Annotated in this window: 19 protein-coding genes; 6 read left to right on the plus strand and 13 right to left on the minus strand. The window is 43.7% G+C overall.

Features of this window, described 5'->3' with window-relative positions; translation table 11 throughout:
* Positions 1-27: 27 nt before the first annotated feature.
* Entirely contained in the window at positions 28-939 is a 912-nt protein-coding gene (locus ELZ11_RS03535) for a LysR substrate-binding domain-containing protein (RefSeq protein ID WP_137355984.1), read from the minus strand.
* Between the two features lie 283 nt (positions 940-1,222).
* On the opposite strand from ELZ11_RS03535, the gene metE reads away from it, so the two are divergent.
* The 4 genes from metE (at position 1,223) to ELZ11_RS03555 (ending at position 9,544) form a co-directional block, all read left to right on the plus strand.
* A complete protein-coding gene (gene metE, locus ELZ11_RS03540; protein ID WP_137355985.1) occupies positions 1,223-3,541 on the plus strand; it encodes a 5-methyltetrahydropteroyltriglutamate--homocysteine S-methyltransferase in 2,319 nt (772 codons plus the stop codon).
* Between the two features lie 292 nt (positions 3,542-3,833).
* The gene (locus tag ELZ11_RS03545; RefSeq protein ID WP_167494615.1) at positions 3,834-5,138 is read left to right on the plus strand and encodes an OmpP1/FadL family transporter; all 1,305 of its coding nucleotides are present in this window, start codon (positions 3,834-3,836) and stop codon (positions 5,136-5,138) included.
* 46 nt (positions 5,139-5,184) lie between these two features.
* Entirely contained in the window at positions 5,185-7,734 is a 2,550-nt protein-coding gene (locus tag ELZ11_RS03550) for a hypothetical protein (protein ID WP_137355987.1), read from the plus strand.
* A 334-nt stretch (positions 7,735-8,068) separates the two neighbouring features.
* Positions 8,069-9,544, plus strand: coding sequence for a YfcC family protein (locus ELZ11_RS03555; protein ID WP_137355988.1), 1,476 nt, complete (start codon positions 8,069-8,071; stop codon positions 9,542-9,544).
* A 71-nt stretch (positions 9,545-9,615) separates the two neighbouring features.
* On the opposite strand, the gene ELZ11_RS03560 is transcribed toward ELZ11_RS03555, so the two are convergent.
* The 7 genes from ELZ11_RS03560 to ELZ11_RS03590 form a co-directional block, all read right to left on the minus strand.
* Complete coding sequence (locus tag ELZ11_RS03560; protein ID WP_137355989.1) at positions 9,616-10,002, minus strand: GspS/AspS pilotin family protein; 387 nt, start codon at positions 10,000-10,002, stop codon at positions 9,616-9,618.
* Between the two features lies 1 nt (position 10,003).
* Entirely contained in the window at positions 10,004-10,300 is a 297-nt protein-coding gene (locus tag ELZ11_RS03565; RefSeq protein WP_137355990.1) for a YciI family protein, read from the minus strand.
* 304 nt (positions 10,301-10,604) lie between these two features.
* Complete coding sequence (yciA, locus tag ELZ11_RS03570) at positions 10,605-10,994, minus strand: acyl-CoA thioester hydrolase YciA (protein ID WP_137355991.1); 390 nt, start codon at positions 10,992-10,994, stop codon at positions 10,605-10,607.
* A 198-nt stretch (positions 10,995-11,192) separates the two neighbouring features.
* Complete coding sequence (locus ELZ11_RS03575; protein ID WP_137355992.1) at positions 11,193-11,771, minus strand: septation protein A; 579 nt, start codon at positions 11,769-11,771, stop codon at positions 11,193-11,195.
* A 100-nt stretch (positions 11,772-11,871) separates the two neighbouring features.
* Entirely contained in the window at positions 11,872-12,120 is a 249-nt protein-coding gene (locus ELZ11_RS03580) for a hypothetical protein (protein ID WP_137355993.1), read from the minus strand.
* A 355-nt stretch (positions 12,121-12,475) separates the two neighbouring features.
* Positions 12,476-13,672 (minus strand): conjugal transfer protein TraF, encoded by a 1,197-nt coding sequence (locus ELZ11_RS03585; RefSeq protein WP_137355994.1) that lies wholly within the window; start codon positions 13,670-13,672, stop codon positions 12,476-12,478.
* Between the two features lie 165 nt (positions 13,673-13,837).
* A complete protein-coding gene (locus ELZ11_RS03590) occupies positions 13,838-15,097 on the minus strand; it encodes a dicarboxylate/amino acid:cation symporter (protein WP_137355995.1) in 1,260 nt (419 codons plus the stop codon).
* A gap of 467 nt (positions 15,098-15,564) precedes the next feature.
* On the opposite strand from ELZ11_RS03590, the gene ELZ11_RS03595 reads away from it, so the two are divergent.
* On the plus strand, positions 15,565-16,953 hold the full coding sequence (locus tag ELZ11_RS03595; RefSeq protein WP_137355996.1) for an NfeD family protein: 1,389 nt from the start codon (positions 15,565-15,567) through the stop codon (positions 16,951-16,953).
* A gap of 65 nt (positions 16,954-17,018) precedes the next feature.
* Positions 17,019-17,807 carry a slipin family protein gene (locus ELZ11_RS03600; RefSeq protein WP_137355997.1) on the plus strand — a complete coding sequence of 263 codons (789 nt, stop codon included), beginning with the start codon at positions 17,019-17,021 and terminating at the stop codon, positions 17,805-17,807.
* A 61-nt stretch (positions 17,808-17,868) separates the two neighbouring features.
* Here ELZ11_RS03600 and trpA read toward each other — a convergent pair whose 3' ends face one another.
* From trpA to ELZ11_RS03625, 5 genes are all read right to left on the minus strand, one after another.
* Complete coding sequence (gene trpA, locus ELZ11_RS03605; protein WP_137355998.1) at positions 17,869-18,675, minus strand: tryptophan synthase subunit alpha; 807 nt, start codon at positions 18,673-18,675, stop codon at positions 17,869-17,871.
* Positions 18,675-19,865 carry a tryptophan synthase subunit beta gene (gene trpB, locus ELZ11_RS03610; RefSeq protein ID WP_137355999.1) on the minus strand — a complete coding sequence of 397 codons (1,191 nt, stop codon included), beginning with the start codon at positions 19,863-19,865 and terminating at the stop codon, positions 18,675-18,677. The genes trpA and trpB overlap by 1 nt, the downstream gene beginning before the upstream one ends.
* Before the next feature lie 112 nt (positions 19,866-19,977).
* On the minus strand, positions 19,978-21,405 hold the full coding sequence (gene trpCF / locus ELZ11_RS03615) for a bifunctional indole-3-glycerol-phosphate synthase TrpC/phosphoribosylanthranilate isomerase TrpF (protein ID WP_137356000.1): 1,428 nt from the start codon (positions 21,403-21,405) through the stop codon (positions 19,978-19,980).
* 24 nt (positions 21,406-21,429) lie between these two features.
* On the minus strand, positions 21,430-22,428 hold the full coding sequence (gene trpD / locus ELZ11_RS03620; RefSeq protein WP_137356001.1) for an anthranilate phosphoribosyltransferase: 999 nt from the start codon (positions 22,426-22,428) through the stop codon (positions 21,430-21,432).
* Between the two features lie 11 nt (positions 22,429-22,439).
* A complete protein-coding gene (locus tag ELZ11_RS03625) occupies positions 22,440-23,078 on the minus strand; it encodes an aminodeoxychorismate/anthranilate synthase component II (protein WP_137356002.1) in 639 nt (212 codons plus the stop codon).

Raw genomic sequence — 23,078 nt, forward strand, 5'->3', positions numbered from 1 at the left:
ACCTTCGAATTGTCTCATTATTACTGATTAGATCACTTCGATTCCATCTAAGTGGCTTTTGGATTGCTGCCTCGCGGTACTAAAAAACGCTTGTAAGTAGCGTTTATCTTTTTCTGAATTACGGGTTGCCGCAAATAGCCTTCTTGAAAGCCCTTTTCCTAGTGGCTTACTGGATATTAACCCTTGTCTAGAAAACTCACTGATTGCCCAGTTAGGTAGCGCTGCAACGCCCAATCCGGCAGAGACCATCTGAACGAGCATCAAAGTATTGTCTGCTTGTTTCCACTTTTTAGGTTCAATCCCTGCAGGCTGCAAGAAGTGTTTAACTACATCCAGCCTTTGCTTTTGAACCGGATAAGACAACATGGTTAAGTCAGCGAGATCTTCCGGTTCAATACGCTCTTGTTCTGCCAACGGTGAATTTATCGCAGTAATTAAACGCATTTCGAAATCAAACAGGGGTTCATAGTGAACTTCAGAACGTGGCTGAATATCGGAAGTAATTACCAAGTCGAGTTCACCAGCCATAAGCGCTGGTAAAGGTTCGAAGCCAAAACCGGACGAAAAATCGAGGGTCACACTCGGCCAAGCGATTTGATATTCCTTTAACGCTGGCATCAGCCACTGGAAGCATGAGTGACATTCTATCGCCATATGCAGTCGGCCATTAACGTCTTCTTTCAAGCTCGCGAGTTCATTTTCTGCTTTTGCTAATTTAGGCAAAATTTCGTCGGCAAGTCTCAGTAGAATTTCGCCTTCTGACGTGAATTTTACAGGGCGAGTTTTGCGCAGAAAAAGCTGACCGCCAATGCGGGCTTCAAGATCTTTAAGCTGATGAGACAATGCAGATTGGGTCAAATGTAGTGATGTTGCCGTCGCTGTTAATGAACCGCTATCGCGTAATGTCGTGAGTGTCCGTAGATGTTTAAGCTCTATCATGAGTATTCCTCATATTCCCTAAGCCAAGTATTAATTTTTTAACTTATCGTTTTACACTACTCTGTTTTAATTCTCATGTAAACGTCTAGACGTCTAAATGTTTATTATCGCGAAGCGGTATTCCCTTTCGCCATGAATTTTATTAATAAATAAGATGAATATAAGGAGATTGTTCATGTTCGTGTTTGGAGAGATAGTTTAGCCATCCAGACGCCTTATTCGACACTGTGAGTGAAAGGGTAGTCTGCTCGAATTACTAAATTAACGAACAAGGATTAGGCTCATGACAACAACGACTCATATTCTAGGCTACCCACGTATTGGCGAGAAAAGAGAACTAAAATTTGCGCTAGAAAAGTATTGGCGAGGGGAGATTGAACAATCCGAACTCAAAGAACTTGGTAGCGAACTGAGATCGAGAAACTGGAAAGTTCAAGAAGAAGCCAACTTAAGTTTCGCTACCGCAGGAGATTTTGCTTGGTACGATCATGTACTGACCACGACGCTATTACTTGGGCAAGTACCAAAGCGCCACAACCAAGGGTTTCCTGACTTAGATACGCTGTTTCGAGTGGGGCGCGGTCAATCACAAGCGCAATCGGCATGTTGTGGTGGAAGTCATGCTACTGATGAAGAAACGGCAGCGTCTGATATGACTAAGTGGTTCAATACTAACTACCACTACATCGTTCCTGAATTTAGCAAAGACGATACTTTCGAAGTCAGTTGGCCTCAGCTATTCGACGAAGTTAACGAAGCGGTTAAAGCTGGACATAAAGTAAAGCCTGTACTGCTAGGCCCACTTTCTTATCTCTATCTAGGTAAAGAGGTGGAAGAAGGTTTTGATCGATTGACGCTTCTTCCGCGCTTACTCACAGCGTATCAGTCAATCTTAGCCAAGCTGTCTAAACTAGGGGTTGAATGGGTTCAGATTGATGAGCCAATTCTTGGATTGGAATTAGAACAGCAGTGGATAGATTCGTTCAAGCTTACCTACCAAGTCCTCCAAAGTGATGTAAAACTTTTGCTCACCACCTATTTTGATTCGGTGACAGATACGCTAGATCGTATTGTTGAGTTGCCTGTGAATGGTCTTCACATAGATTTAGCGGCAGCGCCAGAGCAGTTAGAACAAGTGGTGAATAAGCTTCCTGAAGGTTGGGTTCTATCTGCAGGTGTAATTAATGGCCGAAATGTGTGGCGTGCGGATTTGGCGGCGCTACTGACTAAATTACAACCAGTAAAAGAGAAGTTAGGTGATAACCTTTGGGTGGCAAGTTCGTGTTCACTTCTTCATAGTCCAGTGGATTTGGCGCTTGAAGATAGTTTGTCTGAAGAGGTGAAGAGTTGGTTCGCATTTGCTAAACAAAAAGTGTCTGAAGTTAGCCTACTTGGTGCTGCCTTAGATGGTAATCAGGAAGCAATTTTGGCGTGTAAAACGTATAGCCAGCCAATTGAAGCCCGAAAAAGTGCCGCTCATGTTAACAAGCCGCAAGTACAAACTCGTTTGAATACGATTACTAAGCAACTCGCTGAGCGCAGTGCACCTTATCCAGTTCGTGCTGCCCATCAGTCGGAAGTTCTCGGCTTACCATTATTGCCAACAACCACAATTGGCTCGTTCCCACAAACCGGTGAAATACGACTCCAGCGCAGTGCATACCGATCTGGGCAACTAACGGAAGCTGAATATACCGCAGCACTTAAAGGTCATATCGCTGATGCGGTAAATCGTCAGGAAGCGCTAGATCTCGATGTGTTGGTTCACGGAGAAGCAGAACGCAATGACATGGTGGAATACTTTGCAGAAAACCTTGCAGGCTTCCAAACGACAAAGTTTGGTTGGGTTCAAAGTTATGGTTCTCGTTGTGTAAAACCCGCGATTGTCGTAGCGGATATTGAACGAGAAAAGCCGGTTACTGTTGAATGGTCTACTTATGCGCAGTCGCTGACATCAAAACAAATGAAAGGCATGCTTACAGGCCCGGTAACGATTCTATGCTGGACGTTCCCACGCGAAGACATTTCTCGTAAGGAGATTGCTAATCAATTGGCTTTTGCGCTGCGTGATGAAGTGTCGGACTTACAAGATGCAGGGATCAATATTATTCAAATAGATGAACCTGCTATTCGAGAAGGCTTACCACTTAAGAAAAGTGATCATGCTGAGTACTTAGAGTGGGCGGTTGATGCGTTTAAGATTTCTGCTGCGAGTGCGAAACCAGAAACACAGATTCATACTCACATGTGCTACAGCGAATTCAATGAGATTATCGAATCAGTGGCAGCTTTGGATGCGGATGTCATCACAATTGAAACGTCTCGCTCTAATATGGAGCTCTTGAAAGCGTTCGAAGAGTTTAATTATCCGAATGAAATTGGCCCTGGTGTCTATGATATCCACTCTCCGAATATCCCATCTGAAGAATGGATTGTCGAATTACTAAAGAAAGCCGCGAAAAAAATTCCGGCAGAACGCTTATGGGCAAATCCAGACTGTGGCTTGAAAACTCGCAATTGGGCAGAAACCGAAGCTGCTTTAGCTAATTTAGTGTCAGCGACCAAAATACTCCGTAAAGAGTGGGCTGAAGCCGAAGTTTAGCGACTAGATAGGTACATTTATCGACAAACGCCGGCACTTTCCGGCGTTTTAATCTAACAATCTAAATAAAGTTCAAAAAATCTCACTGGTCAGATGTCTTTGTTGTGCCCAGTGAATTCAACAAGAGTAATTACTCTAATTATTAATTTCATCAATATTATCCCCCTCTAAGGTATGCCGTACCTATTTACTACTATACGTCGAACTGTAAAATGTCTTGCAAAATGTCATACGGATAATGACCAATAAAAGAACCAAGGAAAGGTCCCAATTAATTAGCTTGGACACTTTCATGACTAAGAGATTCACTCTTGCACAATCGGCATTACTCGTCGGTTCAGCACTTCTCGCAACAAATGCTAGCGCTGCTGGCTTTCAAATCGTAGAACATTCCGCATCTGGGTTAGGCCGTGCTTTCGCTGGCGAGGCTGCTATCGCTGATAATGCTGCGACTCTAGCCCGCAATCCCGCTTCTCTAAGTATGCTAGAAACCGCGAATTTTACCGGAGGGATCTCTTACATTGATCCTGATGTAGAAGTTGATTTTTGGAAGCAGGGCGCACGCTATAAATCTGAAGTAACGAGTGAATCAGAAGCGGCCCCAACAGCGTTGGTTCCAAATGTGTTCTATAGCCAACCATTGAACGATAAATGGACTTGGGGTATCGGGGCTTACGCTGACTTTGGTCTAGCGTCTGATTATAGTGATGCAACGAACGAGAAATTTGGAGAGATTGCAGGCGACACTGCGGTATCGGTTGTGAATATTAATAATTCGATAGCTTACGAATTAAACGAGCAACTTACATTGGGCGCATCGGCAAGCATCTTAATGGCGCATGCTGAACTGAACCGTTATTCCGACCTTGCTAAATTAGCCCCTAACAATACAACAGGCAGCAATAAGCTTGCGAGCATGTCTGGTGATGGGTTTGGGTTTGGATACAAGTTGGGCGCGTTGTATGAGTTAAATGAAAGCCACCGTTGGGGTATCGGCTATACAGGCGCCACTGATATTGATATGGAAGGTAAATTTAGCGGTCTTCAATTAGACACAGATAATGGAGCACTAGATTACCTAGTTGATATCGATGGTGAATTAACACTTTCTTTACCATCTCTCATGGAAATTTCAGGTTATCACCAAGTGACTCAAGATCTAGCTGTTCACTATAGCTGGGTTCATATTGGTTGGAATGTTTTTGAAGAGATTTTAGCGACATCACCTAATGGTGAATGTAGTAACGCTGGTCAAAACGACAATGAATGTATGCGTAAGCCAGAAGAGTGGAAAGACTCAAACCGTTACTCAATTGGTGCGACATATAATATTTCTCCAAGCTTAGTTGTCCGTGCTGGTTGGGCGTTAGATGAAACCCCGACGGATGAGCACGTAACCGCTTCTATTCCAGATTCTGATCGTAATTGGTACACAACAGGTGTCTCTTATATAGCTGACCAGCATATGGTTGATTTTGGTTTTGCTTATATTGAAGGTGAGAACACTGGTTCACATTTAGAAGATGGCAGTTACTTCGAAGTAACTAAATCAACAGCGATGATCTACTCAATTCAGTACTCTTACACTTTTAAATAATACTTTGCTCTGCCTATGAGCAGAGTATTACTAAAGAGAATCAAAGATGAAATTAAATACAATTTCTAAATACGTTGCAATTGCATTAACGACTGCTGGCTTAACAGCATGTGGTTCAGACAGCAACGATAGCACTGCGAAAGGCCCTGCGAATTTGAAGTTTTCTTTTGGTATGGAAAATACAAAAGAAATTGCTAACGATAATAATATTCCAATGCCGAATGATTTGTATAAAATCTCTAGCGCAGGAACGCTAACGTCAAATATTGTAGTTTTTGGTTGTGGTCAAACTGACTCTGCAGATGAACTTCCAGCTGATGTTGAAAATGCCACTAAGTGTGCAATGGAAGATCTTGATGGTTGGTCAACTACCGCACCATTCACACTACCAATGACAGGTGATGTTTCACAAATGGATGTGAATTCATTTGCCACTGCTGTGAAGTTATTTGATATTACAAACACAGCAGAACTCGCCTACGATGTAGACTTTACTGTTAGGGTATCTAAGTTTGGTCATCTGCAAGTATTGCCGTTAAAAGTATTAAAATCAGAAACGACTTATACATTGGCTATTACTGAGCAATTAGTGGATCAAAGTGGAAACGCGGTTCTTCCATCTGATGAATATGAAGCCAAAAAGCTAGAAGTGAGTGCCATTGCGACAGAAATCGCCGCTGCTGAGTTAAATGCAGTTAATGCAGGTGTGACTGATGGTATTTTATATGCAGCTAACTTTACGACACAAAGTATTGGTTCTGAATTACAAGGTCTGACAACGACGTCTAATGGTATCACTTTCGATTCTGCTGAATCAGAAACTTATGAAGCTGACAAAGTTGCATCTTTGTTACCTTGTGTTGGCCCTGATTGTGTTGAAAAACTATCTGGTACATTAGAACTTCCAAATTACTTACCTGCAGCAACTTCTTTTATTAACAATTGTACTGTTGATAGCGTTAATGAAGAGTCAGCAAAGTTTTGGTTTGAGCTAAACGGTGCTAATGCCCATATGGAAAGCTTTAAGTTTACAAAGACGAGCTGCCCAGAGTTATATCAACCAATTGACTTTACAGATACAACCACTTCTACTGTTGAAGTTCAGATCGTTTTTCCTGAAAAAAGATCGACACGCTTTGGTGGTTCTAAAACACCAGTGCAACAAACAGTGCCGATCGTCATTGCAGCGCATGGTATTACAGCAGTTAAAGAGCTGGGTAATGGTGGTATGACAGGGTTAGATAACTTTGTTCAGTCACAAATGGCGAATACTGCTCATCCAACATCAGGAACAGATTATGCTGTTATCGCCATTGACCATATTTATCATGGCTCTAGAGCGGTGAGTTTGGATGGAACTGCTGGTTATGACTGTAGCCAGCCGTTTGATGGTGTTGCTGATTTAGATTGTTTTAAAAACACTGTAGTTGATGCTACTGACCCGAATAATATTATTAAGGCACAGCAAGTTACAGGAAATTATGATATTTCTGTAAGTTCATCAGTTCGTGGTCTATTTGCAAGTCAGGATAACGCAGATTCTAAGAACTTCTTAAAAGCAGATGCATTACTAACATCGCGCGATAACCTTAGAAAGGTTGTTGCTGATATTTTGAACCTTAAAGCAGCTCTTTCTAACACAGTAACAACAGATGATTATTATCAATTTGATGCAACTGATGTGAGTATTTACGGTCATTCAATGGGGGCTATTGCGGCTGCAACAGCATCAGGGGTTGAGAAGCGTAAAGGTCAAGAATTCAACGGTACTATTTTAGCAAACCCTGGTGGTGCTATTGGTGGTATCGTGATGAATTCAAACTGGTTAGGTAAAGATGAAGTACCACCAGCAGTAAAGTTCTTGCCGGAATACCGTATTCGTATGGCTCGTGAACTAGGCATTGAAGTCGTTGGTGATGAGCAAGCGACATTGGATGCTGTTCGTGTATTTGCTGAGAATGATCCTAAAGCTTACCTCGCTAAATCAAATGAAATTGCCCCTCAGTTTTTGTCTGAGTTCCAATATCTAATCCAAGCAATTGTCGATACAGCAGACCCTTTAAATTATGCTGAAGATTTAGCTTCTGAACCTGTACTTTCATTTACTGCAGTAGGCAACACGGAGAGTAAAGGAACCTTATTTGACGGGCAGTTCACGGGATTGACTGCTGGTGACCAAACCGTACCAATTAAGGTTGAACTAGACGAACAAACGATGATTACACGCTGCGTCGCTTTTGAAGGTTCTCAAGACATGGCCTCAGTAAGTTCGGAATGTGCATTTGGTGAAGAAAAGGTTCCTTACTACTCAATGAACGTTACCGAATTCCCATTAGCAGGTGCAGAGCCTCTAGAGAGAGCGCTTAAGCTAAATGATGTTCGTAATGAATCAACTCGTTCATACTCACGCTTAATTGAAGGTAACCATAATATTGGTGTTGGTACGTTAACGGATGATGTAACTCAGGGGACTCGTGACTTTGCTACAGTGAAAAGTGCCTCAGACTCAGTTGCGCGCCAGGCTACAGCATTCTTAAGTGGTTCGATTGGGGTAGTTGAACTGACAGCAGAAGATCAGGTTCTGTTAGAAGACTAAGACTAAGACTAAAGCATTAAAAAGGCCTCGCATCTGCGAGGCCTTTTTGATCTAGGGAATTGGTAGCTGCACGCGCTAGTTTCTTCGCTGAACAATGGTCGCCCACGAGTCGGTGTAAGTGTTACGTACCTTAATCATGTAAGTCATTCATATCTGATAAACCGCACACTGATCGCATAATTGTATACAATTTGTGTGATATGTTGTGAACAATTTCACCTATTATTGTGTACATTGCGGCTTGTCGACTGTATGTTGTTCTGGCAATTGTTAATAATCTTAACAGGGTTGTAATTGTTTTAACATTTTCATTTCTAGCAAAGTGAGGGCAAACATGGAAGCGCAACCAAGTAGTAATAAGGAAAGAATTCTCAACCGTCACCACCCAGATCACCAACTGCAAAAACCTAAGCCTGGCAAATGGGAAATGCCAGATATTTACATTATTCTCACCGCTATGATCTTAATCGTATCGGTTTTAACCTATGCTATCCCGACTGGGAAGTTCGATCGTGTGACTTTAGATAACGGTAGAGAAACTGTAGTTGCAGGTTCTTATCAGCTTGTTGAAGCCAGCCCTGTTAGTGCAATGGAAGTTGTAACTGCGATTCCTCGAGGCTTGAGTGAAGCTTCCATCGTTGTGTTCCTTACACTACTCGTTGGAGGATCTATTGGTGTTTTGCAACGTACTGGAGTTGTTAATTACGGTGTTAATAGCTTGATAAAACAGCTTGGGTCAGCCACTTATCTGATGGTGCCTATTCTGATGGTCGTATTCGCTGCAATCTGTTCTTTCATTGGTACGCCAGAACTAGGCATAGCGTATTTACCTATAGTGGTTCCTTTGATGCTACGGCTTGGCTACGACTCGATGACAGCAGTTGCGACAGTGTTAATTAGTTGTACGTTTGGCTTCGCATTTGGCATTACTTCTCCCACTAATGTCGGACTCGGTCATATGCTAGCCGAGTTACCTATGTTTTCTGGAGCAGGGTTCCGCGTCATGGTGTTGGCCTTGGTTATGTTAGTCTCTATTGCTTTTGTTGTCCGGTACGCCCGCAAAGTCAAAGCTGATCCGCATTCTAGTCTTACCTACGATCAAGATGTCAAACTCAAGCTCACCATACTTGGTCATGGTGAAGGTGAGCCTGAACCTGAGCCAACCACTCGAATGAAAATCGCTGGACTGGCAACTTTGGTCATGTTCGTCGGTATCATTGCGTCAACGCTGAAGTTTAACCTTGGGTTTTATGAGTTGTCGGGATTATTTATGACTATGGCGATCATTACGTCACTGATCATTGGTCACAAAGGAAACGAGATTTGCAACAACTTCAACTCAGCATTCCAAGGTATGTTGGTGGGGGCTCTTATAACCGGCGTGGCTCGCGCAGTTTCTGTGGTGCTGTCAGACGGACAAATTCTTGATACGATCGTATACAGTTTGTCGGAAATGCTTGGTGCACTTCCTCCATCTGTTACCTCGATTGGCATCTTACTGACTCAGGCCGTGTTTAATTTCCTCGTTCCTTCAGGGAGTGGCCAAACGCTACTAACACTTCCTATTTTATTACCACTTGCAGACCTTATTGGCCTCACGCGACAAATCGTTATCTTGGCAACTCAATGGGGTGATGGTGTCACTAATATCCTTTTCCCAACCTCGGGATATTTTATGGCGATTCTGGTGATGGCTAGAGTTGATTATATGAAGTGGGTGAGGTTCTTCTTACCACTGCTTGCCGTCGTAATTTGTATTGCGATTGTTTTCCTACTTATTGCGCAGGCGATTGAACTCGGGCCTTTCTAATTAGAGCGCTATAGCTGCATAAAAAAGGCCTCGCAATAGCGAGGCCTTTTTGATTTAGATATTGAGTAACATTACGCGCATGTTTCTTTGCTGATCAATTGCTCGACCATTAATTGGCCGCGAGTGTTACGTACCTTAATCATGTAAGCCATTCCCATATCTAGATTGGCTTTGACATCTGAATTCGTGCAGTAGCTATTTACGCTGCTCTTGATGACTTCAGGAAGTGGCTTTGCGCCTTCCGCGTCTTGGTTGTAAATCATCATGATTTCAACCACGTTCTTTTTTGCAAGCACACGCATTACTGATAGCGGACCATATTCAATAGGTAAGCCCGCAGACAATACGCCAGCTCGGTGCTGCGCCATCATTTCTAACTGACGTTGCTCGTCATTATTAGAGCTACAACCTGAAAGTAAGCTCGCTAAAGCAACGGTACCAATTAACCACTTTTTCACTTTAAAACACTTTCTTAAATGGTTTCACAATAACGTTAGCGTAGACGCCAGCTTCAATATACGGATCTGCGTCAGCCCAAGACTGTGCATCTTCTAGAGAATTGAACTCAGCAATCACGGTTGAACCTGTAAAGCCGGCTTCTCCAGGGTTATCTGAATCAATCGCTGGCATAGGCCCAGCAGTCAGTAAGCGGCCTTCGTCTTGAAGCTTTTGTAAACGTTCTAGATGTTGAGGTCGCACGCTTAGGCGCTTTTCTAGAGAGTTTTCGACATCCTGAGAAAAAATTACGTACCACATATTTGGCTATCCTTATTGAGCGGCACCACGAGGTGCTTAGATTTGTAATCAGGTTAATTTACTCTAACTTCAATCAATTGGAAGGGGCCAATAAAAGAAAGTGTGAGTTTGCTTGAAGTGATTGGACATCATAGATGCTTTCTAGTTCTCAATCGCGAGTAAAATATTAATTTACTGTTGGTGAAAGAGCTTAGGAATACGGTGTAAGAGAAACGGTTTAACGGTTAGTCGGTAGCTTTTTGTAAGGTATTCCCCGTAAAGGACAACAAAAAAAGCCGCTCAGATATAGCGACTTTTTTGATGGTTAGTTTTGCGGAATCGGACGAGGCTTTCCGTTTGCATCGATGGCCACGTAATTGAAAGTAGCATCACATACCATGAAGCGGTCACCGACCCCTTGTTCTTTAACAGGTTTAACCCAAACCGCGAGATCGATACTCATCGAAGTTCGACCTATCTTGGTGCACTCACCGTATACGCAGACTACGTCTCCGACTTTAACCGGCTTTTTAAATGTAATACTGGAAACCGACACAGTGACGATTCGTCCGCCAGAAATCTCTTTAGCCAAAATTCCTCCGGCTAAATCTAGCTGAGACATGATCCAGCCACCAAAAATATCACCGTTTGCGTTGCAATCGCTCGGCATAGCAAGGGTTCTGGTGAGTAATTGACCCTTTGGAGCATCCGACATTTGAACTTACCTTAATAGTTTCTTAAATATTCAATTTTGTTGTTTTCAATGAGTTGGAGCGCTCTTTATTGGAGTGCACTCAAAACATTCTTTACAACAAATAAATTGCGGCCAGTTTGCAAAAGCAAACTGGCCGCAATAAATAATAGCTGTTGGCAATTATATCAAAAATGTAACGCGAGATGTCAGTTTGAATAATTAGTTTTCGTCGGATTTATTGCCGACTAAGCTTTCTTCTTCACTGGTATTGGTGTCTTTTGGCATGTGTTTGTAGATATACACACCAGTAAGTAAGGTAAAAGCGAACGTGGCTGCCAATAGCCCAAATACTTTGAAGTTTACCCAAACATCAAGCGGTAAGTTAAAAGCGACATAAACGTTCACAATGGCACAGACTGTAAAGAATAGAACCCAAGCCCAATTTATCTTGCTCCAAGCAGCATCAGGCATGCTGATTTCTTTGCCTAGCATCCCTTTGATTGCTGATTTACCAATGAGGTGACTGACAGTTAATCCAACAGCAAACAGGGCATATACGATGGTGACTTTCCATTTGATGAAGTTTTCGTCGTGAAGGAAAATGGTCATGCCGCCGAAGATCGCAACCATCAAAAATGTAATGACCTGCATCTTTTCGACTTTCTTGTAGATCATGAAGGTGAGAACGATTTGAATCGCGGAAGCCACGATCAGCGCCCCAGTTGCCACATAAATATCGTACATCTTATAAAGGGCAAAAAAGATAATCAGGGGAATAAAATCAAGGATTTGCTTCATACGGCAAAGGATTTCCATTTAGTTGAGTTATTCCCAGTCTAACGAAAACTGTCTCGATGCTAAATAGCATGAGACAGTTGGATTTAGATTACCCTGTTCATTAGCGCATCATGGCGGGCTGATACCTAGGAATTAAGCTTTTGATATCTTCTAAATATCCTTCGCTTTTTAGGTTATCTAAGGTGAGCTCCAACTCTTCTTCGCTCATTGCAAAGCAGGTTGATTTGCCAGTGGTTAAGTCCAAATATTGGTGATATTCAGCTTCAGTGAAATGTCCTACGCGGTCTAACAGTAGGGATTTAATACCATGATGAATTAGGCCGTAATAAGTATGTCTTTGTAGAGTCATAACAGATCCTCCATGTACCTCGTCGTAACGCTATTTCTTTGACGATTGATCTTGTATACGGTTTGAACTGTTAACTAAGCAAACTCAATGCCACAATATTTGGCTACAAGATTTCCTGCTCGCTCTGCTTTGAAATGGTGTACAACTCTTGTCTCTATATGATTTATATCGACCAATTGAAAAATTCTTGAAGAGCTAGTTTGGGCAATTTTGCACAATAAAAGGACAATTTTTCACATTGAGAATCATATTGAGATTTCACGCTTTCTGAACTCAATGTTTGACGTTTGATGAGTGAAAAACGGTTATCTGGAGGTGGCAGTGAAGAAGCTTTATGTCTTGAAATGGGTGGTGCCTAAAAATTAACTAGGAAATTGGCAGAAGCACCGAGTGACTGCTGCCGTTTGTAGACTAGGCCTAAATCCGTTTGGATGGTGTTGAATAGCACTAAGCCTGTCCCTAGAGAGTAGGTCGGTTTGTAACTATTGTTCGCTAAGTTGTTATTGTACCCGCCACGAATCTGAATGGTCTTGAAGAGCAAGTCAGATTCAAAGCCTACTCGAAGCATCTTTTGGTTATCTTCAGCTTCCACGAAACCTTCGGCTTCGTTGACATCGTAATCTAACGCTAGCGTACTGGAATCGGTCACCAACCCGAGCCCAATGGTATAAGTGGTATTTAAATCGAAGCTTTCCGGGGCTTTGTGTTCACCGGGAATAACGCTTTTAATTTCTAGGGTTTGAAATTGTTTGCTGCGAATATTGTGAATGGTGAGTCCTGCTCGCAATGGCCCGTAGAACCAAAGTACTCCGGCATCTAAATTGATATGACTCTCTGGGTTAGCATTCGCCTTGACATCATCAATATCAAAGCGATTGATTTTGCTTTGATAAGTGTAGGTCGTAATCGTTTGAAGTTTAGGGGTAATACCAAAAGTCATGTGTTGACCGAGTAACCGCTTGTATTTAGCCAGGGATACCCCCAACTCTCTGATTTGAATAGATTGAGTATTGACGGCGGACTGGTTGGAGTTGGGCCTACCAAAAGGGTCGTAGGCAATGACAGGGGTAATGAGATTGAAGGTACTTAAAGAAGCGTAGGCAGTGACCGATAAGAAGCGGTTGGGAACCGAAAAGGCTAAGCCAGCTCCTGTTTCTATCGACATGTCGCTACCATCTAAGGCTCGTAATGCATCATCGATCTCTGAATTGGAGCTATTAGGATCATCTAGAGTTTCTGATGCTTCAATTAATGCATTTTTAAAATTACCGCTTTGATTAGATTGCCATTGAATCGAAGGGAGCAAGAGTGCTGAACGCTCTTCACGTCTATAGATTCCCGCCAATGCAGGATTGTAAAAAGGCGCCATTAGAAAGTCGGCAGCGGTGACTCCTGCGCCGCCCATGCTTTGCCCTTTTGCGTCGGTATATGCGTTAACGATTGGACTAAGCATTAATAGCATGCATGTGACCACAAAAGGCTTGGCAATATTGAGCATTGATAGGCTTCCGATATGACTGAATAAGGCTCTGTACTGGGAAGTCAACGTCATTGGTAGTACGTTTGAGAGGTGTTTTATAAGTGCGGAAATAGTAGCGATTAGAGAATACGCTCAATAGAGTAAATTTACGGAGTTTGCTGCTTACATTGCATTTACTTAGAGACAAAAAAGCCACCGTTAAGGTGGCTTTTATTATTTAGAGAGAACCAAAACCAATTAAGCTTGTTGCTTTTGAAGTTCCGCTTCTTTCTCTTCATCTTTGATTAGTGAATCTACAATGACTGCACACGCTGCATCACCAGTGATGTTCAGAGCTGTACGAATCATGTCGAAGATACGGTCAAGAGCGAACAATAGTGGTAGACCTTCGATTGGAATACCTGCTGCTAGTAGAACGGCTACTACTAGGAAAGATGGACCTGGAACACCTGCTTGGCCAACAGCACCAAGAGTTGAAGTCACGATGATTGCAATGTATGCACCCATTGAAAGATCAATGTTGAACAGCTGTGCGAAGAAGATTGCAACTAGGCCGTAGTAAATTGCGTTACCAGACATGTTGATCGTTGCACCAAGTGGTAGAACGAAAGAAGCGGTAGAGTTACGAACTCCTAGCTCTTTTTCAACGGTTTCCATCGTTACAGGTAGAGTCGCCATAGAAGAAGCAGTTGAAAGCGCAACGGCTTGAGGCTTCTTCATCGCTGTTAAGAACTTCTTAGCTGAAGTCTTAGTGAAGATTTGGATCATTAGCGGGTAAGCAACGAAACCGAATACTAGGATTGCAGCTACGTAAACAACGAACAGTTTGAAAACAACCATTAGTGCGCCGAAACCGAAAGTGCCCACAGCTTCTGCCATCAGGCCAAATACGCCTAGTGGTGCAATGATCATTACTTTGTTGATCATCCAAACCATAGCGTCAACGATAGCGTTTACACCGTTGATGATTGGATCGCGCTTTTCTTTTGCTTGCTTAGAGATAGCAATACCGAAGAAAAGACAGAACACAAGGATCTGAAGAATGTTAGCTTCGTTTAAAGACTGGAAAACGTTAGTTGGGATCATACCAGTGATGGTTGCCCAGAAAGTTGGAAGTTCGCCTTTAGACGCATACTCAGAAGAGAACATGCCTTCAACACCAGACACGTCGATACCACGACCTGGTTCGAAGATTTCACCCATAATTAATGCAAGCGCCACTGCAAGAGCAGAAGTCAGTGCAAAATAACCTAGTGTGGTAATACCTACTTTACCCGCTGACGAGCTATTACCCAGACCTGCAGCACCAGAAATTAGTGCAACGGCAACCAAAGGAATAACCAGCATTTTGATCAAGTTGATAAAAATTGCACCTAATGGAGCAAACATAGTCGCGCTTTGACCCATCATGGCACCAACTGCAGTACCAACGATCATTGCAATCACGACTTGTACGCCGATGTTGCTTAGTAAACTCTTTTCTTTTAACACTTCCATAACCCTTGTGCTACTAAATTGTAATTTCCTAGCATTACCCTCTAATGTACGACGTACATTTGGATAATAATTTCGCGGGGATTTTTACACGTATATTTTACATTTAGCAATATGTGCAAAGGTGAAATAGTGAGTTTTATATTGATAAAGCTGTCGTTCGAGCGTTTTTTATACAAAAGCAAACGTTTGCTTTTGTTGTGGGGCGCTTTGATATCCACCTTGTTTATAAATTGACTGGGTTGCGAGGGTTTGTTGAATAGATCAAACCACCAGTGAATCAGTCATATTTTTTAACATTTGTGCTTCATTGTTGTAGGAATAATACGCATTTCATGAGTTTGCCTTTCTCATGCCGTGTTGTGCGAAATTTATGCTGAACTATGCTTATAGTGTCAATTTATCACTAAGATGTTATCGCTACGTTTTAAACCGCCTCCCTAGCATCTCAGTTTTAGAGAGAGGTTGGCATGAGTTGGATTTCAAAATGTTTATTGGCCTATTTATTGGTGCTCTCGGTGTACTCCGTACGAGCGGACGATGTGTGGGTCATTGAAATTGATGGGGGAATCGGGCCTGCAACCAGTGACTATGTCAGTCGTGAAATTAAACAAGCGCAAACGGAACAAGCAAGCTTCATTGCGATAAAAATGAATACACCTGGTGGTTTAGATACCTCAATGAGAGAAATCATCAGGGCCATCACCACTTCTTCGATACCTGTTGCAACTTGGGTTGGCCCAGCAGGCTCTCGTGCAGCAAGTGCCGGAACCTATATCTTATTAGCCAGTCACGTTGCGGTCATGGCACCGGGTACCAACCTTGGCGCTGCCACTCCTGTTTCAATTGGTGGTGGAAAAGCGCCAACCAATCCATTTTCTCCAAAAGATAAACCAGATGAGCAGCCAGAAGAATCTGCCAGTGAAAAATCACCATCAGAGGCAGACTCTGAAAAAGTGAAAGCCACGACAGCAATGGAGAAAAAGGTCATTAATGACGCTGCTGCCTATATTGTGAGTTTGGCTAAATTACACAACAGAAACCAAGAGTGGGCAGAAAAAGCAGTGCGAGAAGCGGCAAGTCTGGATTCTGAACAAGCGTTGCAGCTGAATGTTATTGATTTTATCGCGAGAGATTTAGATCAACTGGTTGCACTTAGTAATGGCAGAAGTATTACGATTAATGGAGTTCAGAGCAATATTGAACTTCAAAATGTGGCGTATGTAGTAAGAGAGCAAGATTGGCGATTTAGCTTGTTGTCTGTCATCACTAATCCGAATGTCGCGTACATACTTATGCTTATTGGGATCTACGGTTTATTACTCGAATTTTATAATCCGGGCGTGGGCTTACCGGGTGTGTTAGGCGGGATATGTTTGCTACTCGCGATGTATTCGTTACAAATGCTACCGGTTAGTTATGCTGGCCTAGCGTTGATTTTACTTGGTATCGCGTTAATGGTGGCAGAAGCTTTCAGTCCTAGCTTTGGCATTTTTGGCTTAGGTGGAGTCGCGGCATTTACTCTAGGTTCGATTATGTTAATGGACACTGAAGTGCCCGGTTACCAAATAGCCTTACCGCTTATTATCGGCATCAGTTTGTTTTCGGTGGCCTTTATTGTTTTGACGCTTTCGATGTTGCTGAAAGTGCGGAGAAAACCTGTGACCACTGGCGCTGAAGTCTTAGTTGGCGACACTGGAAAAGTGGTGAGTGGCTTTCCTGGGGCAGGGAGAGTACTACTGGCTGGCGAAATTTGGCAAGCGACATGCGATGCCGAGCTAAAGGCAGGTGAGCGTGTCCGAGTGATAAAACTTCAAGGGCTAACCCTCGATGTTGAACAAGCCTCTGAAGAGGACTAGCAATGCTGGCCCAAGCTCAAGGCTAGAGCATTTTTTAACTTATCGTTACCAGTAGGGGGGCGGTTATGTTTATACACACAATAGCGATTGTCGTGGTGTTGGTGATTCTACTCATCGCGAGCATGTTCAAAGTACTGCGAGAGTACGAGCGAGCGGTCGTGTTTTTTCTTGGTCGTTTCTATGGCGTGAAAGGGCCCGGCTTAATCATCATCATTCCTCTGATCCAACAAATCGTTAGAGTTGACCTTAGAACCATAGTCTTGGATGTGCCTACCCAAGATTTGATTACTCGCGATAACGTGTCGGTTAAAGTGAACGCAGTCGTGTATTTTCGAGTACTTGACCCAAAAATGGCAATCAATAATGTCGAAAATTATCATGAAGCAACCAGCCAATTATCTCAAACGACCTTGCGATCCGTATTGGGGCAACATGAGTTGGATGAGTTATTATCGGAGCGCGAGGAGCTAAATCGAGATTTACAGGCGATTCTCGATCAGCATACTGATAACTGGGGCATAAAAATCGCGAATGTTGAAATTAAGCATGTTGATTTGGACGACAGCATGGTTCGAGCGCTGGCGAAACAGGCTGAAGCAGAGCGTTCTCGGCGTGCGAAAGTCATACATGCGACGGGCGAACTTGAAGCATCGACTAAGCTGCGGGAAGCGGCTGATGTATTGAATAAGGCGCCAAATGCGATTCAACTGAGATACATGCAGACGTTAACGGAAGTCTCTAATGAACGAACCACTACGATAGTGTTCCCTATGCCGATAGATTTAGTCGACAAAATTATTGATCCTATGAAGGCAGCCCCCACAAAAGTTCAGCCGAATAAACCAGAAAGTTAGATAACAAAAAAGCTCCGCGAAAGTGGAGCTTTTTAAAGGGAACGCTTAATAGCTAGTATGACTACTTTTGAGTAGCCGCTTTCATCGGAGTGATGAACTCAGACAAGGCTTTTAGCATTTGTTCTGGCTGTTCAACGTGTTGCTCGATGATTTTCACAACAGCTGATCCTGAAATTGCCCCTGCTGCGCCAGCTTCTATAGCTTCTTTCACTTGCTCTGGAGCTGAAATACCAAAACCAAGCAATGCTGGTGGCGCATCGTACTGATTCAGTCGATCGAGTAGCGCAGTTACTGGCATATTTGCTTTCGTTTCAGCACCGGTGACACCCGCTCGAGAAAGCAGGTAAGTGTAGCCGCCACCAAGTTCAGATACTGATTTTAATGTTTCATCGCTCGCAGTTGGTGGGGCAATGAAGATTGGGTGAATACCAAATTTTTCAGCGGCCGCAACAAATTCAGCACTTTCATTGGTCGGAACGTCAGCGATAAGCACAGAATCGATACCGGCTTTAGCACAGCGCTCATAAAAGCTTTCAATGCCGCGAGAGTACACAAGGTTTGCATACATCAGCAGGCCAATTGGCAACTCTGGGTACTTTGCGCGGATCTTACCGATAAGTTCAAAGCAGATGTCTGGCGTTGTTTTTGAATCCAGTGCGCGAATGTTTGCGCCTTGGATCGTTGGGCCATCTGCTAGTGGGTCTGAGAATGGGATACCTAGTTCTAATGCATCAGCTCCAGCTTCGACCAGTGTCTCCATAATTTTTAGAGACTGCTCAGGGTTAGGATCACCAACCGTTACGAAAGGAACGAATGCGCCTTGGTTTTTTTCCGCTAAGCGAGTGAAGAGTGATTGATAACGATCCATTAAAGAGCTCCTTTCGCTTCAAGAATATCGTGAACGGTGAAGATGTCTTTGTCACCACGACCAGACAAGTTTACAACCAGTAACTGTTCTTTCTCTGGGTTGTCTTTCGCCATTTTAAGTGCATGAGCAAGGGCGTGAGACGATTCCAATGCAGGGATAATGCCTTCGTTGCGAGCAAGAGTTTGGAACGCTTCTAGTGCTTCATCATCGGTTACGTTGTCGTACTCCGCGCGGCCGATAGCATTTAGGTGAGCGTGTTGAGGGCCAACTGATGGGAAATCTAGACCAGCAGACACTGAGTATGACTCTTCTACTTGGCCGTTTTCATCTTGCATTAGTGGCGCTTTCATACCAAAGAAGATGCCTGTCTTACCGTGTTTCAGCGGAGCACCGTGTTGGTCGGTATCAATACCTTTACCTGCGGGCTCGACACCGATAAGGCGAACAGTTTCTTCTTCGATGAAATCAGCAAACATACCGATAGCATTTGAACCACCGCCGACACAAGCGATCACAGCGTCAGGGAGGCGGCCTTCGCGTGCGAGGATTTGGTTCTTCGTTTCTTCGCCAATCATACGCTGGAAATCACGAACAATGGTTGGGAATGGGTGAGGGCCAGCAGCAGTACCTAGTAGGTAATGCGCGTCTTCGTACGTTGCAGACCAGTCACGTAGAGCTTCGTTACATGCATCTTTTAGTGTTGATGAACCAGAATGAACTGGAATCACTTCAGCACCCATTAATTTCATACGGAACACATTTGGGCTTTGACGCTCAACGTCTTTTGCACCCATGTAAACACGACATTTCAGACCTAGCAGTGCACACGCTAGAGCTGTCGCTACACCGTGTTGACCTGCGCCAGTTTCTGCAATGATTTCGTTTTTACCCATTCGTTTTGCTAATAGTGCTTGACCAAGTACTTGGTTGGTTTTATGAGCGCCACCGTGTAGTAAGTCTTCACGCTTTAGGTACAGCTTTGTTTTTGTACCTTTAGTCAGGTTGCGTGTCAGTGTTAGCGCTGTTGGGCGACCTGCGTATTCTTGAAGTAACGACATGAATTCGCTGCGAAATTCAGGATCGGCTTGTGCGTCGATGAAAGCCTGCTCAAGCTGTTCTAATGCTGGCACAAGGATCTGTGGGACATATTGACCACCGTATTCGCCGAAGTAGGCGTCGAGTTTTGCCATGGTTTTGTTCCTTTAATATTGCTCGGTGAGACAGCGTAGTTTTCGGCTGGTTCACCCTAAATGTTGGTTTGCAAATGAGTGCGATATCTCTCACCACTCACTTGCGAAGTAATTAGTATTTTCGAATTTCGGTAAAGGCTTGCTGCAGTTTGGTCGCGTCTTTTTTGCCTGGAGCTTCTTCTACACCTGAATTGAGGTCTAATCCTAAGCATCCTAGTTTCGAAGCTTGGTTAGCATTTTCTGGGCTTAACCCACCAGCTAGCATGATGCCAGCTTTCTCTGCGAGTAGTGACCAATCAAAGGAGTGACCTGTACCGCCAGATTGGTTGCCTACTTGTGCATCCAGCAAATGGCGTTCTATGTTTGCGCTTAGTAACTCAGGGATAGCATCGACAACGCCATAAGCTTTCCAAATATTTACTTGGTTACCGAGTTTTTCTTTTAGCGAATCAACATAGTTTTGGTCTTCGTCGCCATGCAATTGTACAGCAGTTAAACTTAGCTCTAGCGCTATATCGGCGACTTGTTCGATAGTGTGGTTCTGGAACACGCCAACATAGTTCAGCGGCGCGCCGCTCATGGTTAGTCGAGCAGCTTCTAGGTCAACATAACGCTTAGAAGCTTCAACGAAAATCAGACCACCAAAGACTGAACCCGCTTGGTATGCTTTCGCGGCATCATCTGGGTGAGTCAAACCGCATACCTTGTTCTCACCAAGTGTGATTTTACGAACTGCTAGCTCTAGGTTGTCTTCTGCCATAAGAGAGCTGCCGATCAAGAAACCATCAGCAAAGCTTGATAGGTCTCTTACTTGTTGGTGAGTGTAGATACCAGACTCTGAAATCACGATAGCGCTAGGAGCGAGTTCACGAAGCATTGGAGCCAGCTCTTTAGTGCGGTTTAAGTCAGTAGAAAGATCGCGCAGGTTGCGGTTATTAATACCGATCACTTTCGCATTCAGCGCCACTGCACGATGAAGTTCTTCTTCGTTACTCACTTCAGTTAGAACACCCATATTGAGTGAGTGCGCCACCTCTGCAAGTGCTTGGTATTCCTCATCATCAAGTACCGAAAGCATAAGTAAAATAGCATCGGCAGAGTAATGGCGGGCTAGATACACTTGGTACGTGTCGACCATGAAATCTTTGCACAGAATAGGTTGCTTAGCGATGCGGCGTACTTGTGGCAAAAATTCAAAGTTACCTTGGAAGTACTTCTCGTCGGTTAAGACGGAAATTGCATTCGCGTGGTTATTGTAAACCGACGCAATGTAATCAAGGTCAAAGTCATCACGAATTAGGCCTTTAGACGGTGAAGCTTTTTTACACTCAGTAATGAATACAGTTTGTTCGCCACTCAGTGCATCGTAGAAACTACGGTCTGATGGAGTAAGGCCTGCTTTAAACTCATCTAATGGCTGAGTTTGCTTACGAGCTTCAACCCACTGGTATTTGTCTCGAACGATCTTTGCTAATACTTCCGCCATTTCAGCTTCTTTAACTGAAACGTGGGCTGACAATTTATCGGTAGTCTGTGTCATGTTTCTGTCTCAAATAGTCGTTCGTTATGCGTGTTCTGCGAGCTGTTGTACTAGCTCGTAAGCTTTGCCTGAATTCATGGCATCAATCGCTTGTTGTGTATTAGCTTTTAGATCTTCATGACCAAACAGACGCATTAGTAGTGCAACGTTTACTGCCACAGCGCCTGCTTGAGCTTCTGTACCTTTGCCCGTTAGGATCTGTGTGGTAATCGCTCGGTTTTCTTCTGGATCGCCCCCCTTAATTGCTTCAAGCGGGTGAGTGTTCAAGCCAAAATCTTCTGGTGACACTGTGTATTCGTGAATTTCGTCATCTTTGATTTCAGCAACCGTCGTCTCGCCATGAATGGCTACTTCATCTAAGCCGCTACCGTGAACAACGGCTGCGCGCTTCATGCCCATTTGTAGCATTGTTTCCGCAATAGGGCGTACTAGTTCTTTGCTGTACACACCCATTAATTCAATATTTGGACGTGCAGGGTTAATCAGTGGGCCCAAAATATTAAAGATCGTGCGTGTTTTTAGTGTTTGACGTACTGGCATTGCATGGCGTACACCACCGTGATACTGAGGCGCAAATAGGAAAGCCACGCCAAGTTTGTCGACTGCAGAGCGAGTGTCTTCAGCACTCATTGCTAAGTTGATACCGAACGAATCTAATAGGTCTGAAGAGCCAGATTTGCTCGAAACGCTGCGGTTACCATGCTTAGCGACTTTTAAGCCACATGCTGCTGCCACGAATGCTGATGTTGTAGAGATATTGATTGTGTTGTGGCCATCGCCACCAGTACCAACGATATCCGCGAAATCGTAATCTGGGCGAGGGAATGGATTGGCATTCGCTAGTAATGCTTTTGCTGCGCCGGCGATTTCATCTGGAGTTTCGCCTTTGATTTTTAGAGCCGTTAGCGCTGCAGTCATCAAAATTGGGTCTAACTCGCCACGAATAATCGTATCGAATAATGATTGGCTTTCTTCTTGAGAGAGGTCTTTTTGCTCGTAAAGCTTATTAATAATCTGTTCCATAATTTCTTTTCCTATTTAGCATTGGTCGCAAGGGAAGGGTTACTCTCAAGAGCCCACTCGATTGCATTTGCAAGTAAAGTCGCCCCGTAGGTCGTCATGATTGACTCTGGGTGAAACTGAAAGCCACATACTTTGTCTTGTTCTTGAACTACTGACATTACCAAATCGTCGACTTCAGCGGTAATCGTTAGTGAATCTGGTACTGAAGTTGCGACTAATGAATGGTAACGAGCGATGGCTAGCGGTGAAGGCAAACCTTGGTAAGTCGCGTGATTGTCGTGTTCCATCATCGATACTTTGCCATGAATGATTTCACCTGCACCAGCGACTGTGCCGCCGTAGGCTTCTACGATGGCTTGATGCCCTAAACAAATGCCTATCATTGGCACTTTACCTTTCAGGCGTTGAATCAGCTCTGGCATGTTACCCGCTTCTGAAGGCGCGCCAGGGCCAGGAGAAAGCAAAACCACAGGGTTATCTAATTCGCTAACCGCTCGCTCGATAGCATCGGTAGATATTTGATTACGGTAAATCGTTACTTGGTGTCCAAGTGTTCGAAATTGGTCCACCAAGTTATAAGTAAATGAGTCAAAGTTATCGATGAAAACGATGTTAGCAGAGCGAGAATTTGAAGTTTGTTGAGTCGTCAT

Source organism: Vibrio profundi, assembly GCF_005281835.1.
GTDB lineage: Bacteria > Pseudomonadota > Gammaproteobacteria > Enterobacterales > Vibrionaceae > Vibrio > Vibrio profundi.

Excerpts from the sequence above, each read along its gene's own strand:
- ELZ11_RS03535 (WP_137355984.1), bottom strand. The coding sequence starts at position 939 with ATGATAGAGCTTAAACATCTACGGACACTCACGACATTACGCGATAGC.
- ELZ11_RS03600 (WP_137355997.1), top strand. The coding sequence starts at position 17,019 with ATGTTTATACACACAATAGCGATTGTCGTGGTGTTGGTGATTCTACTC.
- ELZ11_RS03555 (WP_137355988.1), top strand. The coding sequence starts at position 8,069 with ATGGAAGCGCAACCAAGTAGTAATAAGGAAAGAATTCTCAACCGTCAC.
- trpB (WP_137355999.1), bottom strand. The coding sequence starts at position 19,865 with ATGGCAAAACTCGACGCCTACTTCGGCGAATACGGTGGTCAATATGTC.
- ELZ11_RS03625 (WP_137356002.1), bottom strand. The coding sequence starts at position 23,078 with ATGACGACTCAACAAACTTCAAATTCTCGCTCTGCTAACATCGTTTTC.
- trpD (WP_137356001.1), bottom strand. The coding sequence starts at position 22,428 with ATGGAACAGATTATTAATAAGCTTTACGAGCAAAAAGACCTCTCTCAA.
- metE (WP_137355985.1), top strand. The coding sequence starts at position 1,223 with ATGACAACAACGACTCATATTCTAGGCTACCCACGTATTGGCGAGAAA.
- ELZ11_RS03585 (WP_137355994.1), bottom strand. The coding sequence starts at position 13,672 with ATGACGTTGACTTCCCAGTACAGAGCCTTATTCAGTCATATCGGAAGC.
- trpCF (WP_137356000.1), bottom strand. The coding sequence starts at position 21,405 with ATGACACAGACTACCGATAAATTGTCAGCCCACGTTTCAGTTAAAGAA.
- ELZ11_RS03595 (WP_137355996.1), top strand. The coding sequence starts at position 15,565 with ATGAGTTGGATTTCAAAATGTTTATTGGCCTATTTATTGGTGCTCTCG.
- trpA (WP_137355998.1), bottom strand. The coding sequence starts at position 18,675 with ATGGATCGTTATCAATCACTCTTCACTCGCTTAGCGGAAAAAAACCAA.
- ELZ11_RS03590 (WP_137355995.1), bottom strand. The coding sequence starts at position 15,097 with ATGGAAGTGTTAAAAGAAAAGAGTTTACTAAGCAACATCGGCGTACAA.
- ELZ11_RS03550 (WP_137355987.1), top strand. The coding sequence starts at position 5,185 with ATGAAATTAAATACAATTTCTAAATACGTTGCAATTGCATTAACGACT.
- ELZ11_RS03545 (WP_167494615.1), top strand. The coding sequence starts at position 3,834 with ATGACTAAGAGATTCACTCTTGCACAATCGGCATTACTCGTCGGTTCA.
- ELZ11_RS03580 (WP_137355993.1), bottom strand. The coding sequence starts at position 12,120 with ATGACTCTACAAAGACATACTTATTACGGCCTAATTCATCATGGTATT.
- yciA (WP_137355991.1), bottom strand. The coding sequence starts at position 10,994 with ATGTCGGATGCTCCAAAGGGTCAATTACTCACCAGAACCCTTGCTATG.
- ELZ11_RS03565 (WP_137355990.1), bottom strand. The coding sequence starts at position 10,300 with ATGTGGTACGTAATTTTTTCTCAGGATGTCGAAAACTCTCTAGAAAAG.
- ELZ11_RS03575 (WP_137355992.1), bottom strand. The coding sequence starts at position 11,771 with ATGAAGCAAATCCTTGATTTTATTCCCCTGATTATCTTTTTTGCCCTT.